General features: G+C 40.6%; 16 protein-coding genes. 11 read left to right on the forward strand and 5 right to left on the reverse strand.

Annotated features, from left to right (window positions below; genetic code table 11):
• Positions 1–20 precede the first annotated feature (20 nt).
• From MgSA37_RS19170 to MgSA37_RS19220, 11 genes are all read left to right on the forward strand, one after another.
• Positions 21–707, forward strand: a complete 687-nt coding sequence (locus MgSA37_RS19170; RefSeq protein ID WP_172885346.1) for a CatB-related O-acetyltransferase — start codon at positions 21–23, stop codon at positions 705–707.
• Positions 708–749: 42 nt separating this feature from the next.
• Entirely contained in the window at positions 750–1,367 is a 618-nt protein-coding gene (locus MgSA37_RS29440) for an LbetaH domain-containing protein (RefSeq protein ID WP_096354187.1), read from the forward strand.
• 111 nt (positions 1,368–1,478) lie between these two features.
• Positions 1,479–2,162: a class I SAM-dependent methyltransferase gene (locus tag MgSA37_RS19180; protein WP_096354189.1), complete on the forward strand. Its 684-nt coding sequence runs from the start codon at positions 1,479–1,481 to the stop codon at positions 2,160–2,162.
• A 73-nt stretch (positions 2,163–2,235) separates the two neighbouring features.
• A complete protein-coding gene (locus tag MgSA37_RS19185; protein WP_096354190.1) occupies positions 2,236–3,372 on the forward strand; it encodes an NAD-dependent epimerase/dehydratase family protein in 1,137 nt (378 codons plus the stop codon).
• The gene (locus MgSA37_RS19190) at positions 3,372–4,256 is read left to right on the forward strand and encodes a glycosyltransferase family 2 protein (RefSeq protein ID WP_096354192.1); all 885 of its coding nucleotides are present in this window, start codon (positions 3,372–3,374) and stop codon (positions 4,254–4,256) included. The genes MgSA37_RS19185 and MgSA37_RS19190 overlap by 1 nt, the downstream gene beginning before the upstream one ends.
• 2 nt (positions 4,257–4,258) lie before the next feature.
• On the forward strand, positions 4,259–4,711 hold the full coding sequence (locus tag MgSA37_RS19195) for an LbetaH domain-containing protein (RefSeq protein ID WP_096354193.1): 453 nt from the start codon (positions 4,259–4,261) through the stop codon (positions 4,709–4,711).
• Positions 4,711–6,057, forward strand: a complete 1,347-nt coding sequence (locus tag MgSA37_RS19200; RefSeq protein ID WP_096354195.1) for a hypothetical protein — start codon at positions 4,711–4,713, stop codon at positions 6,055–6,057. The genes MgSA37_RS19195 and MgSA37_RS19200 overlap by 1 nt, the downstream gene beginning before the upstream one ends.
• A gap of 19 nt (positions 6,058–6,076) precedes the next feature.
• A complete protein-coding gene (locus MgSA37_RS19205) occupies positions 6,077–7,144 on the forward strand; it encodes a glycosyltransferase family 4 protein (RefSeq protein WP_096357601.1) in 1,068 nt (355 codons plus the stop codon).
• Between the two features lie 3 nt (positions 7,145–7,147).
• Positions 7,148–8,263: a glycosyltransferase family 4 protein gene (locus MgSA37_RS19210; protein WP_096354196.1), complete on the forward strand. Its 1,116-nt coding sequence runs from the start codon at positions 7,148–7,150 to the stop codon at positions 8,261–8,263.
• Positions 8,264–8,418: 155 nt separating this feature from the next.
• Positions 8,419–9,768 carry a sugar transferase gene (locus tag MgSA37_RS19215; protein ID WP_096354198.1) on the forward strand — a complete coding sequence of 450 codons (1,350 nt, stop codon included), beginning with the start codon at positions 8,419–8,421 and terminating at the stop codon, positions 9,766–9,768.
• A gap of 450 nt (positions 9,769–10,218) precedes the next feature.
• Complete coding sequence (locus tag MgSA37_RS19220; protein ID WP_096354199.1) at positions 10,219–11,076, forward strand: sigma-70 family RNA polymerase sigma factor; 858 nt, start codon at positions 10,219–10,221, stop codon at positions 11,074–11,076.
• A gap of 106 nt (positions 11,077–11,182) precedes the next feature.
• On the opposite strand, the gene MgSA37_RS19225 is transcribed toward MgSA37_RS19220, so the two are convergent.
• From MgSA37_RS19225 to MgSA37_RS19245, 5 genes are all read right to left on the reverse strand, one after another.
• Entirely contained in the window at positions 11,183–11,947 is a 765-nt protein-coding gene (locus tag MgSA37_RS19225) for an SGNH/GDSL hydrolase family protein (RefSeq protein ID WP_096354201.1), read from the reverse strand.
• 12 nt (positions 11,948–11,959) lie between these two features.
• Positions 11,960–14,059 (reverse strand): alpha-L-fucosidase, encoded by a 2,100-nt coding sequence (locus tag MgSA37_RS19230; protein WP_096354202.1) that lies wholly within the window; start codon positions 14,057–14,059, stop codon positions 11,960–11,962.
• Between the two features lie 6 nt (positions 14,060–14,065).
• Positions 14,066–16,342: a family 20 glycosylhydrolase gene (locus tag MgSA37_RS19235; protein WP_232010685.1), complete on the reverse strand. Its 2,277-nt coding sequence runs from the start codon at positions 16,340–16,342 to the stop codon at positions 14,066–14,068.
• A 126-nt stretch (positions 16,343–16,468) separates the two neighbouring features.
• Positions 16,469–17,590 (reverse strand): XdhC family protein, encoded by a 1,122-nt coding sequence (locus MgSA37_RS19240; RefSeq protein ID WP_096354204.1) that lies wholly within the window; start codon positions 17,588–17,590, stop codon positions 16,469–16,471.
• 136 nt (positions 17,591–17,726) lie between these two features.
• Positions 17,727–18,407: a GNAT family N-acetyltransferase gene (locus MgSA37_RS19245; RefSeq protein ID WP_096354205.1), complete on the reverse strand. Its 681-nt coding sequence runs from the start codon at positions 18,405–18,407 to the stop codon at positions 17,727–17,729.
• Positions 18,408–18,460: the final 53 nt, after the last annotated feature.

Raw genomic sequence — 18,460 nt, forward strand, 5'->3', positions numbered from 1 at the left:
TGAATAGAAAGGTGCAGTATATGTTAAAAGATTACGTTGATTACAGTTTTTTTACTAATCCAATGGGTGAATACTTTAAGTGGTTGATAAAAAAAGCATATTATCAAGCTAAATATTGGGGAAGCCATTTAAGGATAGGCTATAAAAGCAAGGTGTCAAACACAATATTCGGCAAGTATAACTGGATTGTTAATGATGTAATTATTGAAAATTCCATTTTAGGCGATTTCTCTTACATTTCCAGTGGGTCTGTGATCCTTGAGGCTGAAATTGGAAAGTTTTGTTCAATTGGCCCCAATGTAAGGATAGCCCCCGGAAAGCACCCTACGAATATAATTGTGAGTACACATCCCGCTATTTATTCTAATCCATCATATTGTTTAATGAATTTTTCAAAAACCGACAAACACAACCCCTATCGTAAGGTTAAGGTCGGGAATGATGTTTGGATATGCGCAAATGTTGTAATTTCTGATGGTGTCATCATTGGTGACGGGGCTGTTATTGCTGCCAACTCAGTCGTTACCAAAAATGTCGAGCCGTATTCCATCGTTGGCGGCGTTCCTGCCAAACATATCAGATATAGGTTTGAAAAAAATCAGATAGACTACCTCTTAAATAACAAATGGTGGGAAAAGGATATTAAATGGTTAAAGGAACACGCCCATACTTTGTGGGATATTGATGATTATCTCAAATCTAACTAAATCAATTTAAATTTAATAATCATGCTTTATTGTTATGAATAAATGAAAGTAGCAAACATTTTAAGGAAACTCTCGTGGTGGTATCACGCTGCTAAAACGCTTCTGTTTTATCGCGTGTTTTTAAAAAAGTGTGATGGAAATTTCGTTATTATAAACCCTATTATTTTCACACAACAACATTGCATTATAGGGAAAAATGTTTTTATCAGAAACAATGCACGGATAGAGGGAGTAGACCACTATGAACACACCAGGTTTTATCCGCTTATTCAAATAGGCGAAAATGTTTCAATAGAACAGAATGTACACTTAACCTGTGCTGATAAAATTATTATTGGGAGTAATACAGCAATTGCCTCCAATGTTACTATTACAGATATTAACCATTGTTATACAGATATAAATTTACCGCCCGAAAAACAACCTTTACAAGTTAACGCGGTAACTATCGGCACTAATTGTAAAATTTATAATAATGCTGTTATACTACCAGGTACAATTTTAGGTACTCATAATATAGTAGGTGCCAATTCAGTTGTTAGCGGAGTATTTCCTGACTATTGTGTTATCGCGGGCGCGCCGGCAAAAATCGTAAAAAGGCATAACCCTTCCACAAAAAATTGGGAAAAAGTTAATCAAAGCGGGGAATTTATAAATTAAAAATTTTAGATGTAAACTTAATTCCCCTTTCATGGGTTATGCTGATGTTGATGTTAATTAAATAGTATGATGGTCATATGAAACGTCGTCAACATTTAAAGAACAACTATCATGAAAAAAAACTTTTGGGAAAACTTCGCAAAAGCGGATGCTGAATATTACATCCTTACTGAAAATCCCTACCCTTCTGATACAAAAGCAGGGAGAACGTATTTTTTCGATTCGGGTGAGCAACTTACTGAAAACCTTTTAAAGGATGTTAAGGAACACATTGATTTTAAGGGTACAGTTTGCGAAATCGGATGTGGTGTTGGCAGGTTATTGATCCCACACGCCAAATTGTTTAATGGGGCAGTAGGGGTTGATATTTCCCAAACGATGTTGAATAAACTTATGGATAACGGCAAAGAATTTAAAGTAAAAAATATAACGCCTTATTTGCCGTCGGAGCGATGGTACAACAATGCCTTTTCCTACGTATATTCATTTATAGTGTTTCAACATATTGAAAACTTTGAAATTATCAGGGATTATATATTAAAAATAGCCGGTTCGCTCCAAAAAGACGGGATCGCTCAGCTGCATTTTGATACACGCAAACAATCTTTCAGTTACATTTTACGAAATGCATTGCCTGATTTCATTTTACCCAGGACACAAAGAAAAGGGATTCGCCGGATCAGGAGGAACGCTGATGATCTTAAAAAGATTTTTAATGATGCATCACTAACATTACTAAAAGAATCCGGACCCGGCTCCGAAGAACACATATTTATTTTACAGAAAAATTTCTGAGGGTGATTTTTCTTTATAAATCGAATTTAACAATCAATAGCACTAATTAGAACATTACTTAAATAAAAAAATTATGAAAATACTTATTACAGGTGGAGCTGGATTTATAGGCAGTAACCTGGCTTTAAGTTTACTAAAAGAAAATCACGAGATAACAATATTAGATAATCTTTCTGCCCAAATTCATGGCGATGAACCGGATAAAACTTCGCCCTTGTATAACTCAATCAAAAATGAAGTCAATTTTATTAAAGGAAGCGTTACTTCAAAAACCGATTGGGAAAAAGCTATAAACGATAATGAAGTAATAGTACATTTTGCTGCCGAAACGGGCACAGGCCAGTCAATGTATGAGATTGCGCGGTATACCGAGGTAAATATACAGGGCACTGCTTTAATGCTCGATATTTTAGCCAACAGTAACCATCATGTTAAAAAAGTGGTTATAGCCTCCTCCCGCTCAATTTACGGCGAAGGAAAATACTATGCTGAAGACCTGAATGAATACGTTTACCCTGAACACCGGACATCCGGATTTATGGATAAAGGCTACTTTGATGTAAAATACCCCGGTTGCGAAAAAGAGCTTAAACTGGTAGCTACCGATGAAAACTCGAAAATCCATCCCTCCTCCGTTTATGGCATTACAAAGCAAAACCAGGAGCAACTGGTCATGACGGTTTGCCCTACTATTGGAATAGCACCGGTTGCCTTCAGGTATCAAAATGTGTACGGCCCCGGCCAGTCATTAACCAACCCTTACACCGGGATACTCTCTATATTTTCAACATTAATCAAAAACGGTAAGCCTATAAATATTTTTGAGGATGGATTGGAAAGCCGGGACTTTGTGTTTATAGATGATGTTGTAAATGCCACTTATTTGGGTATAACAAAAGAAGCGGCCAATAACGGAATTTTTAACGTGGGAACCGGTGTTGCTATTGATGTGCTGACTGTGGCGAAAACGCTGGTCGAAAAATATAATATTGACGTGCCCTTAAATATTACCGGCAACTACCGGTTGGGCGATATAAGACACAATTACGCCGATATTGAAAAGATTGGAAAAACGCTTGGATTTAAGCCATCAGTAAGTTTTAACAAAGGAATAGGTGCATTTACCGATTGGGTAAACAAGCAGGAAATAGGTTTAGGCAAATATGAACAATCGCTTGCCGAAATGAAACAAAAAGGATTATTTAAATAATGGCAAAGGTATCTTTAGTTACTGTATTATTTAACAGCGATGGCGTTTTGGATGGCTTTTTAAAAAGCCTGTCGATACAAAGTTTTACGGATTATCATCTATATATGATTGATAACACCGCTAACAACAATACCGATAAGCTTTTAAAGGAGCTAACAAATAGCTATGGTATAAATAATTATACACATATAAAAAACCCTGATAATGCGGGCATAGCACGTGGCAACAACCAGGGGATCGATTTATCATTAAACGCGGGCGCTGCTTATACTTTGTTATTGAACAACGACATTGAATTTTCGCAGCCCTTTTTACTTGAAGCTATCGTATCACATGCCGATAAATACGCCGAACCAATTATCACCCCTAAAATATTTTTTTATGATGATAAGAAGGTTTGGATGGCGGGCGGCAGGTTTTCAATTTATAAAGGTACATCCATTCATGTGGGCGAAGGCAGCGACGACGGGCCGCTTTATGACAATGAAGCATACTTTGATTATGCGCCAACCTGTTTTATGCTCATTAATAATTCGGTGTTCGGAAAAGTTGGTATAATGGATGAAAAATACTTTGTTTATTATGACGATACTGATTTTATGTACAGGGCTTGTCAACAAGGATACAAAGTAAAATTGTTGCCCCAATTGCATGTCTATCATAAAGTAAGTTCACTCACCGGCGGGGGCGAATCTTTATTTACTATTTATTATGGTATTCGTAACCGGATATATTTTATAAGCAAAAACTTTAAAGGGTTTAATTATGTTTTTGCTATGCTGTTTACTTTAACTACCCGGATTTTCAAATATTTAAGGTACGATAAACAACAAAGAAAAAAACTTTTAAACGGCATAACTGCGGGGTTTGAATTATTAAAGTAGTGATGATAAAAGATATCAAGAGTATATTCAGGTTAAATGGATTTCATGCCCGTATCGTGCTGATGATACTTTATTTTGAAAAAAAACTCATTATAAAACTTCCTTTTAAAATTTTACGGAAACTTATAAACCAGGCGCTTTATCATTGCGAAATACACCCCGATACTTTCAGAGATCTTAACGCTATCACTACGCTAAGGCTCCCCCACCCGTTTTTGATCATTATTCATAAAACCTCAAAAATAGGCTCAAATGGCACCATATTTCAGGGCGTGACTATTGGTGTTATCGAAAATAGAGAAATAATAGCCGCGCAGATAGGCAATAACGTTTATATAGGCTGCAATTCATCCATTTTAGGTCCGGTAAAAATTGTTGATGATGTGGTAGTAGGCGCCCATTCATTAATCTTAAAGGATGTTAATAAAAGTGGAGTCGTTTTTGGGCGTAATTAATGAAAAAAGATTTAGAAAACATATCTATAACAGATAACCTTATACTTCTCATTATAGTTTTAATAGGCTTTCAGCAATTTCCCGTTATAAGGATTGGAGGCAGCTTTAAACTATATGAATTGGCAGCACTGGCGTTGTTGGTAATTGATTTTGTTTATTTAAAGCATTTTAAGTTTAATTCGTACACGTCTATCATAGCGTTTGGCTTTTTTGTAGTATCTCCTGTACTAAGTTATCTGTATTCTGTTTTTTTTCTGGACTATCCTGCAGGTTTTTATATTTATTACCCTGATGCGGATTCATTCAAATTCAATTACTATGTATTCCCGCTTTTACAATTGCTGTATATGTTCTTTAATTTCTGCGCGATAAATGGAATTATAGGAGCCAATTTTATTTATAAAAATTTTGACAGGGTAGCTAAATTAATCATTATAACAGGGACATTCATATCAATCTATTCACTCATTGCTATGAGCACCGTTGATGTCATCGGTAAGTTGCCGCAGTTTATACAAAACAAATCAGATTTTCGTTTCCGCAGTTCAGGGCTATCACAGGAGCCAAGTTTTTATGTATTATATCAAACCTGGGTATGCTTATTTGCAGTGTATTCAAAGCATTTATTTAACAAAAATATATGGCGGTTAATTCTGTTAATCAATATTTTGTCGTTAATAACTACTTTTTCAACGGCCCTGGTATCATTAATCGCGATAATTTTCCTTTCGGCGTTTTTCCTGAAAAATAGTTTTAAAACAAGGTTTTCAATCTTCTTTTTAACAGGATTTTTTATAGCCACCATTATTTTTGCAGCTTTTTATTTTGACCTGAACGACCTTTTGAATGGGTTCTTTTTAAATAAGATCCAAAACTTTTTTACAAGCCCTGATCATACAATGGATAGTGGTGGGTTTAGAAGTTACACTACTGGCATTGGCGTAAAAATATTCTTATCGCACCCGCTAACGGGCGTAGGTGTAGGCAACAGTGTTTATTATATGTATTTATTTGAAAACAAAATGGGGATTATAAGTTTTGGCGAAACGTTGCAACCGGGTTCGTTCCCCCAAAATTTATTTTCAATTGTTTTAAGTGAACAGGGTATAATTGGCGGTTTACTCCTTTTGGGTTTCTTGTTGTCGTGTTTGCGCAAGTTTTGGCATTACCGCAACTATTCTAAATATAACAATATGTTTTTAATCGGGATTTTGTTTAATATAACGGCAATGCTCAGCATTGCACCACAATATTCGCTCTTTATTTGGGTGTTTTTTGCTTTGGGTTTAGGTTATATAAAGCATATTAATATGGGCAGTATACAAAATGGCGGACAGCAGAATTAGGCTTACAATTGATGCGCGGATGATATATCATTCAGGCATTGGGAAATATCTGCGGATGTTGCTGCCGTTTATCATCAAAGAATATGATGTAACCTTGCTTGGGAATCCGGAGCAACTGGCTCAATTTACGCCTCCGGCAAAAGTGATCGCCTTCAACGCTCCAATTTACTCTATAGGTGAACAAATTCAGCTCCCCAAATTAGTATCACATGCTGATATATTTTGGTCGCCTCATTACAATGTCCCGCTACTGGGTATTAAATGTGAAAAAAAAGTAGTCACCATACACGACGTTTATCACCTGGCTTTTTATAAAGACCTTTCATTAAAACAAAAACTGTATGCCAAAGTTGTAATCAATAACGCCGTAAAAACAAGTGATGCGATTATTACCGTGTCTGATTTTTCAAAAAGTGAAATAATAAAATATACCGCGTGCAATCCCGGAAAAATAGCGGTGATCTATAATGGGGTGGAACAAAGCGTAACTAATGTAAATCCCGGCACGGTCCGTGAAAAATATCAACTACCGGCAAAATATATCTTATTCGTTGGTAATGTTAAACCTCACAAAAACCTGAAAACATTATTAAAGGCTTTTCTGTTATTAAACGAGCGATTTAAATCGATTTATAAAATTGTTATTGCAGGAAAAAAAGATGGCTTTATAACAGGTGATCGCGATCTGATAGACTGGGTAAACGCGAATGATGAATTACGGGATCGGGTAGTTTTTACCGGTTATATCGATAATGACGATATGAATGGTATATATTTAAACGCTTCCTTATTTGTATTCCCCACTGTTTATGAAGGCTTCGGGCTACCGCCTTTGGAGGCTATGCTAAATAGCTGCCCGGTAATAGCGTCAAATGCATCCTGCATCCCCGAGGTTTGCGGGCAGGCTGCATTGTACTTCGATCCGATGAATGAGTATGATTTAAAAAATGCAATCGAAAAAGTATTAACTGATAAAGCCACAATGGATGAAATGGTAAATGAAGGTTTGGAGAGAATAAAATTATTTGATTGGAAAAATGCGGCAGACAGCCACATCAGGCTTTTTAACCAAATAATTGAGAATTAATATATGAAGGTTGCACTTATCCAGGAATGGCTCACCGTAATTGGTGGCTCGGAAAACGTTTTTAAAGAAATTGCATCATTATTTCCGGAAGCTGATATTTATACACTTGTTGCCCGCGATGAGACGATTAAAAGTTTAGGCCTCGGGCGGCATAAGGTCACCACATCGTTTATTCAAAATTTACCATTTGCAAAAACAAAGTACCGGAATTATCTGCCTCTTTTCCCCTTGGCGATCGAGCAATTTGATCTTTCATCATATGACCTTATTATATCGTCCTCACATGCTGTTGCAAAGGGGGTTTTAACGCATTCAGGCCAGGTGCATGTATGTTACTGCCATTCGCCGATGAGGTATGCCTGGGATCTCTACCACCAGTATATCCGGGAGGCCGGGCTTGACACAGGGCTTAAAGGTTTCTTTGTTAAATTAGTATTGCACCGAATAAGGCAATGGGATATCGCCAGCACCAACAGGGTTGATCACTTTATTTCAAATTCAAATTATATCGGCAAACGAATTAAAAAAATTTATAACCGCGAAAGTACTACCATATACCCGAATGTCGCTGTTGAGGATTTTGAAATTTGTTTAGCGCGTGAAGACTTTTATTTAACATGCTCGCGCCTTGTACCCTATAAAAAGATCGATTTGATTGTAAAAGCCTTCAACGGCATGCCCGATAAAAAACTAATTGTTATCGGCGATGGGCCTGACTTTAAAAAAATAAAAAATCTGGCCGCCGATAATATTGTTATGATGGGGTATCAGCCTTTTGACGTATTAAAACGTCATCTGTCAACAGCAAAAGCTTTTGTTTTTGCCGCCGAAGAAGATTTTGGCATTTTGCCTGTAGAGGCGCAAGCTTGCGGCACCCCGGTAATTGCCTATGGCAAAGGCGGCGTTACAGAAACTGTAATAGAAAATAAGACAGGTGTTTATTTTAGTGAACAGACCGCTGCATCAATAATCGATGCAGTAAACCGCTTTGAAAATAATATAACTCTTTTCAGCCCAGTCGAAATTGCCCAACACGCGTCCCTGTTCTCATCTCAACATTTTAGAAATCAGCTCATTAATTATTTGCGTGGCATTTTACCCCAAAATTTAATTTCCTAATTCCCTCCTGCTAAATCACTATTAATTTCCATCGGCGCAAGTTTGGAGTCAAAGTTGATATTTAGTTTAAAAAAAATATTATTAATTAACAGCTTTGATTAATTAATAATATTATTTTTAAAAAATTAATTATAGTATATATTAATTAATACCCCATGTCTGTACGCTACTCTAAACACCTCCCTTCTTTTGTTTTTTTTTGTGACTGGTTGCTGCTGAATATAGCCTTATATATCTCATACCTAGTGGTTCACAACACGTATTCACCTATCAGTGTTTCGCGCGTTTTTGTTTTACTTTTTAACGTTGCCTGGGTCTTGGTATCCATCGCATCCAAAAATTATACCGTCAGGCGGCCATTAGTGCTAAAGGATAACATTAACCGGTTCCTGTCAACACTGATCTATCATTTATTGCTTGTATTCGCAGTAATTTACTTCTTCGAGATCTATGACATTTCAAAATCGGGCATTGTTATGGGCTATTCACTGTTCTCGTTATTTATTGTTGTCCAGCGGTGTATCCTCTTCTTTATGCTCGATTATTATCGTAAAAGAGGCTATAATCACCGCCAGATCCTGATTATTGGAGATGAAGGCATAGCCGCCCGTTTGATGGATTCATTGAAACGACACAGCGAATACGGGTATGACCTGGTTGATTTTATATCAGAAGATCAATTAAGTACTATTCCGCAAGACGCCCTGAGCAGCAAAATCCTTAGTAGCAAGCCTGATGAAATAGTTATTTGCTACAAAATGATGGACGAAGCATTATTGCAGCACCTTATCCGGCTGGGCGACGATAATTTTATCAAGATAAAAGTAGTGTCGGGATTGTTATTGAATGACAATCACGCTGAGCTGGTTAACTACGATAACCTGCCGGTATTACTTATTAAACCAAATTCGGAGGTAAGCAATAAGATCCTTCTTTTAAAACGCTGTTTTGATGTAACTTTTTCAGTTGCGGTTATGACGATTGGTTCGCCTATTTTTTTGATCCTCCTGTTAATAACTAAAACAACATCAAAAGGGCCCGCATTTTACCGGCAGGAAAGAATAGGAAGAAATGGCAAGCCATTTTACATTTATAAATTCAGAAGCATGCGCATCGACGCAGAAAAATTCGGACCGCAGCTTTCGCGCGACAACGACCCAAGAATAACCAAATGGGGAAATGTAATGCGTAAAACCAGGCTGGATGAACTGCCCCAATTCTGGAACGTTATAAAAGGTGAAATGTCGGTAGTGGGCCCCCGCCCTGAACGCCAGCATTTTATTGAAAAAATTGTCGAAAAAACACCCAACTATAAAAAATTACTGCGCTTAAAACCCGGAATCACCTCCATAGGCCAGGTACATTATGGATATGCCGAAAATATTGATCAAATGTGTACGCGCATGCGGTACGATCTGTTGTATCTGCAAAACATTAATCTAAATTCCGACCTGGATATTATTTATAAAACGGTTAAAGTAATGATCAAGCGTAAGGGAAAGTAAGCGTATCATAATTTACTTCAAATTATGCTGATTTAGCTGATATTCCGGCCCGTTGTCCCTGCGGGCATACCGATACGTTCAAAATCATGCTAATTCATCCGAATTTCTTTATAAAATTCGCGTTATTTTGACTGCCCGGTAAAAAGGTATTGTTGCCACAAATGCCTGAAGGAAAAATTGGGATTTCTTTAATGAACATTTCAAAGTCCATTTCGTTAAAGCTTAGCGGGGTTTTGCCGATAATATTAATCATTTTTCAGAATTAATAAGCATTTATTTAGTTGCCGAAAAATTATTTAAATTTCACTTTACGGCAAATTTTTACCCAACATACTATAAATCAAATACTTGAAGCTTTTTTCACCCCAAATCACAGTGTAAAATAAATACCTCTGTTTCAATCACTTTACATTACAACCACATAACTTTAACTACCTTTGCCGTAATTACATGAGACAACTTAAAATAACCCAGTCAATAACAAACCGCGAATCACAATCGCTGGATAAATATTTAAGCGAAATCGCTAAAGTTGACCTGATCACCGCGCAGGAAGAAGTGATACTGGCACAAAAAATACGCGAAGGCGACCAGGCCGCATTGGAACGCCTGACAAAAACTAACCTTCGTTTTGTGGTGTCGGTTGCAAAGCAATACCAAAACCAGGGATTAACCCTTGGAGACCTGATCAATGAGGGAAACCTTGGCCTGATAAAAGCTGCAAAGCGTTTTGACGAAACAAAAGGTTTTAAATTTATTTCGTACGCGGTATGGTGGATCCGTCAATCTATTTTGTCTGCAGTAGCAGACCAGAGCAGGATTGTTCGTTTGCCGCTTAACCAGGTGGGCTCTTTAAGCAAGATCCGCAAATCATCTTCAAAATTGGAACAACAATTTGAAAGGGTACCTACACCTGAAGAATTGGCCGAGGATCTGGAGACAACCGTTGAAAAGATATCCGACTCTTTAGCCAATGCAGGCCGTCATTTATCATTTGACGCCCCCTTTGTAGTTGGAGAAGAAAACACCCTGCTGGATGTGATGCAAAGTACAGATGCAGGCACGGACAGTATGCTGATCATCGACTCACTATCCCAGGAGATCAAACGCTCGCTTGGAATATTAGCTGAACGCGAACGCCAGGTGATCGTATTGTTTTTTGGACTTGGTAGCAGCACGGCTCATTCCCTTGAGGAAATCGGCGAAAAATTTAGCCTTACCCGCGAACGTGTACGCCAGATAAAAGATAAAGCGTTGATGCGTTTGAGACAAAATTCTAAATCGAGGTTATTACAATCGTATTTATAATCCCTAAAGCCGGGTTGGAACATTAAGTCCAATTTCACTTTAAGCAAAAAAGTTCCCGTAAACATGTTACGGGAACTTTTTTGCTTTTATCTCCGGGGGTTGCCCTTTAAACAGGGAATTTAAATTCTTTTTTCACCGTTTTAATCCATTCATCCGCTATGAGCTGGTGTCCTGCAGGCATGGGATGGATGCCATCCCAAATCCAGTAATCAGCCGGGGCTTTATTGCAAGCCGATAAAAATAGCCGTTGCAGCGGGATAAAGGCAGTATCAAACTGTGCAGCCAGCTCTTTAACTATTGCCTGGCGCGGCGCAATTTCATTCTGCCAGCGTTCGGGGGCATCTGCTACCTGCCCCAACGGCAAAATAAAAGGCTCGCATATTACAATTTTTGTTTCCGGAAGTGCCTGCTTTGTTTGCTTTAACAAGGCTTGCAAGTCTGCCCTGAACTGTTCGGCCGTCCTTGGGTTCTTATTATGTATCACCCCGTAAACGTCATTAACCCCTACCATAATACTCAGGATATCCGGCTTTATATCAATTGTATCCTGCTGCCACCTTGCCTGCAGATCTAAAACCGTATTGCCGCTTATACCACGGTTATAAAACATCATGTTATGGCCAATATATTGATACCAAAGCATACTTGAAACCAGGTAAGCATAGCCCTGACCTAAAACATGATTCCAGTCCTGGTTGAATGACCGTCCGCCGTCTGTTATGCTATCGCCCTGGAATAAAACCGTTACTGTTTTACCATTATTTTGCGGCTTTGTTAAATCTGCCGGAAAGCCTTCTGCCGTAACCATTGTGGCAATAGCCGCTAAGCCGGCTTGTTTAATAAATTGCCTTCTTTTTGTATTGTTTTCCAATTCACCAAAGTTTTATCGTTCTATTACACCCACTTCGGCAACAGATACTCCATTACCGCTAACCACATGCTTTATCGTAAATTTAAAATAGCTTGCCTTCACCGGCTGTTTGAGCACAACCGTTTGTTCAATCGGGTTTGATTTGATATTGGAAAACTCACCTTCCGCAACCGGCGACCACGTTACCCCATCGGTGCTGGTACTGAAAGTGTAACGATCAGCAATACCATCAAACTTCTGATCCTGCCTTGGCAGATAGGTAAACGCTTTTATCAATCGCTCTTCACCTAATAATATGCTGATCTCCTGCGGCATTTCCTTTTCTGTGGTATTCCATGTTGTGTATGGATCTTCATCAATAGCTGATTGCGCATTTCCGGATGATGGGCTTATTGAAAGTACTTTCCAATTCTGTTTGGACAGGCCGAACTGTTTAACAGCTACTTCACTGCGTGCCGAAGGGCCGTCAAATCCCGCCGCCTTTAGCAAACCACCCTCTTTTAAAAGAATGGGTTTTAAATAAACGGCTGATTTAATTGTTGGTTCACTGCCGTCCAGCGTATAATGGATGCTTTCAACCGGTGCTTCGGTAACGATGGAGATACTGCCGGTCTTATCCCTCATAATTTCAGGCGCGGTTAAATGCACAGGCTCCTTAAACAATCCGAAGTCGCTTAACGCGGTACAAACGGGCGCATTTATGCGTAACCTGATTTTTGACGAGGTAATGGTTTGCGGTAAGCGGATCAACCGGCAGGCACCAATGGAGGTAACCCCGGCTATTTTTGTCCACTTGTGGGCCAGCCAGGCCTCCACCCCAACCGAATCAATCCGCTGGCCAAGTTTGATATTCTCACGCAGGCGGATCACATTGAAAGTCTTCGGCGTGTGCAGGTTGATGGTAAGTTGCGGATTGGTAACTGCATCATCAGTGGCCCAGTACGAATAACGATCATTATCCATCAACTTTTCGGGCCCGTATTTTGCCAAATTATGGCCCCTTACATTGTCAGCAATAAAGGTCGCACCATGTGCCAGGTTTACGGCAAAAGTCTTTTTGATGATCTGCCCAAACTGTTTCAGCTTGTCAACATCCTCAGTGGTGAGCCGCCCGGTTTTATCAGGCGACAGCCCAAGATCAAGGCAGGCGCCACGACCGACACTTTTATAGTAAAGATCAACCAATTGATACGGCGTTTTTGATTTGCCGTCCTGCGACTGGTGGTAAAACCATCCCGGTCTTAACGGCACATCACATTCAGCCGGGATCCAATATTTACCGCCGCGGGTACCGTCAACGCTTTCCCATGCTTTTACGTTGCCGTTTGAAGGGACATCCCCCTCCTCGGCATGTGGGGTAAATGTAGCCCAGCAGGTTTCGCCGGCATGGCCCTCTTCATTTCCCACCCAGCGAACGTCAGGGCCCACATCTCCAAAAAGGCAAGCGCCAGGCTGCATTTTACGGGTTATCGACCAGGTATCGTTCCAGCCGTAATAGGTTGATTTATCTATCTTCCGTACTTCGCGTGTGCCTCCGTAATACCCGTCTCCTCCATTGGCCCCATCGTGCCACGACATAAACAGCGGCCCGTAATTGCTGTAAAGTTCTTTTAATTGTTCGCGGTAAATATTAGTCACATATTCTGGTGTACCATAAATCGGGTTGTTCCTGTCCCATGGCGAACAATACACGCCCATTTTCATTCCTAATTTTTGGGTGGCCAGTTCATACTCCCTTAAAATGTCCCCATGCCCGTTTTTGTACGGGCTTTTGCTCACATTATGGCCGGTAGTTTTTGTAGGCCAAAGGCAAAACCCATCATGGTGCTTGGCTACTACAACAATGCCATTTAACCCGCCGGCTTTTGCTGCACCCAGTATTTGCATCGCGCTGAAATGGGCGGGGTTAAAAGTTTGGTTAGGCTCATCGCCGTAGCCCCATTCCTTATCCGTAAAAGTCGCCATGCTAAAATGTACTATACAATACATCTCCGTTTCCTGCCAGCGCAACTGCCGGGTTGAAGGCAATACGCCATATGGTTTTGGCGCGGGTTGCGCTAATGCAGCCGCACTGCTTAACAAAAATAAAAGTGCTGTTAATCTGTTTTTCATCAGGCATTAATTTTTGAACCAAGAGGATGGGATCTCCTGCGGGGCCGACCCGTTTATACTGTATTTTAATTTTAAGGTGAAGCCGCCCCCGCCCTCAATAAAATCAAGCGCGAAGGGCTGTAAACCTTTGCGCAGGGCAACCTGCCCGTTCTTTTCAATAGCGGAGTGCAGGCCATCGTTATTCACGGTTTCGCCGCCGGCTATTTTCAAAATGCCGCCGTCATCGCAAGTTAAATAAAAACTATAAATGCCATCAGCCGGTATGTCAATATATCCCCGGTACTGTAACCCGAACGACGGCGCTTTTACGCTTTCCGGAACAGTAATACTGTTGCTGGTAAATGTGCTGTCGGGTTTACCGGTAATTAATTGGCTGCTTTTAAAAAATGCTTTGTAATAGCTGCAAACCAATCCCGGCTTTGTTGCTGAGGCTGTAACAGCTTCGGCATATTTTTCCTTTTTATAGTTGAGTGTATAAATATCCCCGCGCAAGCCGTTGGGCGTAAATGCAGCAAGCTTTATAGTTTGTGATTTACTAATCACCAAAGCACCTTTCAATTCTGTTGATGAATTAGTCGGCAATGTATTATCGGTTGTATAAAAAATCCGCATTGCATCAAGTGGTTTCTTAACCGACAAGGTATCTGCATCGGTAAATACATTTTCGGTAATCATGCCCGGAAGATCTGGCAACCGGTAATGTACTTTTAAGGCATCCAGTCGTTTATATTGAAGGGTTAGCCTTTGCGTGTATGAATCGTACTCGCCTGGCTGGTTTGTCCATAAATTTTCGGCAAGCGCAGTCATGCGGGGCATAATCATATAATCAGCCCGCTTCTCCGACGGTATGGTTTCCGACCAGGTGCAGGCTTGTCCGCCAATAATTAATCCAGCCTCAGTTGCCGTCAGGCCTTTGGGAACAGGATTAAAGTGATATACTTTATATACCGAATATTGGTCGGGCTGATTATCAAAATACAGCGGCTCACCTGGCGCCATAATTACCTGGTTGCCATTTTTTACTGCTTTAACCGGTGCATCAGGTACCCAGGTGCGCCAGTACATAATTTTCGCGGTCGGGCTTATGCCGCCTTCAATAATCTCGTCCCAGCCAATCAATTTACGACCTTTTGAGTTGAAGAATTTTTCCATCCGGTTGATAAAGTAGCTTTGCAGCGCCGGCAGGTCCTTTATACCTTCACGCTCCATCAATGCTTTGCAAGCCGGAGATTTTGCCCATTGAGACCTTTCCACCTCATCGCCCCCGATATGGATATATTCCGACGGAAAAATAGCCATAATCTCGGTGAAAATATTTTCAGCAAATTCAAAAGTCTTTTCGTTGCAGGGGCAGATCGGTTCGCTAAAATCGTTCTTTTTATTTACTTCGTTACAGGTTAAAAATGGATAAGCGTTGATCGCGGCCATCATATGGCCCGGCATGTCAATCTCGGGGATAATATCAATGTGCCTGGAAGCGGCATAAGCCACCAGGGCCTTCATTTGCTGCTGGGTATAAAATCCGCCGTAAAGTATTTTCCCGTCACGATGGATAATATGTGAACCATCTATCTTAAAATCAGGGTTGTCTTTCTCCCGTTTCATGCAAACTGAATCGTTTATGTCGAACGAGCGCCATGCGCCTTCCCCGGTAAGCTTCGGGTATTTTTTAATTTCGATGCGCCAGCCCTGGTCGTCAGTTAAATGCAGGTGCAGTTTATTCATTTTATACAGCGCCATTACGTCAATCAACTTTTTAAGATAACTGATGCCAAAAAAATGCCGCGAAACATCCAGGTGCATCCCCCGCCAGGCATATGCCGGGGCATCGTTGATCTTTAAAGCAGGTATTGAAAGATGCTTATAGGTTTTTCCGCTTTCAATTTCTGCCGGCAATAATTGCCTGATGGTTTCGATTGCGTGGAATATGCCGGCAGGCGATCCGGCTGAAATGGTGACCTTTGAAGGAGTAATTTCAAGGCCATAGGCTTCTGGGGCAGTCATAGATGCATCATTTACCAGTTGAATAGAATGCGATGCCCGTGAGTTTATAACCTTCAGTCTTCTACCCAAACCTTTTATCAAAATTTGGTTAAGCTGATCAGCTTCGCCGCTAAAATAACCATGCGGGATAATTATAGTTGTTTGCGGGCTGATATCAAAAGTTCCAGTTCCCCTAACCAAATGTGCCGGCATCGGAATAAGGGGCAAGTTTTGGGCCCTTGAAAGATTTATTGTAGCAATAACAATAATAAAGGACAACAGAAAAAAACGTTTACACATATGTAGAATTTTAAAAGACAGCATAAATATTTCAGGCTTTCCAGCGATCAGCCATGAAAAAACATAAAAGCAAGCCCTCCTGCTAAGCCAAGCCGGCAACAGAGTGACAACCAAATGTAAAAAAATTTAGCTTCTTTCGTGGATAGGTGAATGTCTAAATTTTAAAAAGGTACCCCCTCTTTTTGAAAAAACAGTTTTTATCTCGGCAATGATGGATAAAGCAATCTCTTCGGGGCTTAATGCGCCAATATCCAGGCCGGCCGGCGCATAAATACGTGCCATGTATTCGCCGGATATAGATTGGCCTTCTGTGGCCAGCTCATTAAATATCTTTTCTGAGCGCACCCTTGGGCCAAGCATCCCGATATAAAAAGCCGCCGTCTGCAACACTTTTGGCAAATTTGCCTTATCGGTTTTATAATCATGCGCCATCAGCACGATGGCAGTGTACTGGTCAATCCGGATATCGCTTAACTGATCGTAGCTAAAAATAGCATCCACAGTATCCACTAATCTGGTATTTATCTTCAGCGGGTTTGAAACCATGGTTACCTGCCAGCCTACCTCCTTTGTGAGCCTGGCCAGCGGGTAGATGTCATATTGATGGCCCATTAAAACCAGCCTGATTTCGGGCAGCAAAATTTCAATAAATACCGCTAATTTTTCGCCACCCGCTTTCCTGATGCCGACATGCCTTGATTTTCCGCTTTCAATTTGGGCGTTTATATGTTCCTCTAACTGTTGTTCGATCGCAGCATCAGCAAATACAGCCAGGCTTTGAACCGTTTTATACCGGATCACGTTGCCGGTCCGAACATTCGGCCAAAAACCCTCAAGGTTGGTAATGGTGACCAATATGTTGGTTTGCCTGTTAGCAGCCACGCAGGTTTTTAAAACCTCCACCGGGTTGTTTTTATCCTGATATTGCAGCGGGGTAAACAAAACATCAATAATCCCGTTGCAACCCAGTCCAACGCCAATCTGGTAGGCATCATCCTCGGTAGTATCGTAAGTTATTAAGGAAGACTCGGATTTGGCGATAGCCAGGCGTGCACGCTTCAATGCATCACCCTCCAGGCAGCCACCACTGATCCCGCCAACCCAAACACCGTCGTCGGTAACCAGCATCCTTGCGCCGGTACGGCGATAGGATGATCCTTCTACCCTCACAACCGTTGCCAGGGCCGCACCTGTTTTGGCTTTATCTATTTTATCGTAAGCACTAATTATGGCTTTGATCTCTTTCATTTCTATATTTTTCAGCTATCCGGCTTTTTAAATTACAGGCAGCATCGGCATCAAATTGCTTTTTAAGTAAAAATACCTGAATTAATATTGAAAAAGCAGATTACCCAAAAAATATCACGCCGCGGTAATCGCTCACTTATGCTTTTATCATAAAATAAAAGTAAACATTTGTCCGGGTGTTAAATCCAAGATCTTCATAAACTTTAATAGCGCGTTCATTACTGTCCCTGACATGCAAAAAAGGGACGTTGGAAGCGGCTTTCATCCTGGCTATCTGTGCAAGTAATAGTAGCCTGGCGTAACCTTTTCCGGTATAATCAGGGTGCGTACAAACAGCGCTCACCTCGGTATAATTAAAGGGGTGCAGCCTTTGGCCGGCCATGGCCACCAATTTATCATCTTCGAAAATACCGTTGTAATGACCAAAAGCTATCGTACGTGAGGCAAAGGGCCCCGGGTTGGTTAATTGAGTGAGAGCCAGCATTTGGGTTACATGTTCGCCGTTTAAAGAGACTACTTCCGGGCTTGTTTCAGATAACGGCCCTTCTTTATCATAAACCATCTGTAAGCCGCCGATCTCCCGCAACACTTTCCAGGCGTCCGGAATTTTCACTTCAACCGGGCTAACAAATAATACCGGCCCGCTATGAGGAAGTATTTTATGAAGCAACAGGAAACTCTCATCTGTATTTTCTTTAAACGCAGCAAAAGGAGAGACTTCTTTGTCAAAATACCTGACCGAATCATTACCAAAAGAAAGATGCTTGTTGCCTGAGATCAAAGCATTCCACGCCGGATTGTCCAATACATGTCCCATGGCAACAAACCTATAAAAAAGCTTTAAGAAAATTGTGTCTGCCTGTAATGCGA

Source organism: Mucilaginibacter gotjawali (assembly GCF_002355435.1).
In the GTDB taxonomy this organism is placed as follows: domain Bacteria; phylum Bacteroidota; class Bacteroidia; order Sphingobacteriales; family Sphingobacteriaceae; genus Mucilaginibacter; species Mucilaginibacter gotjawali.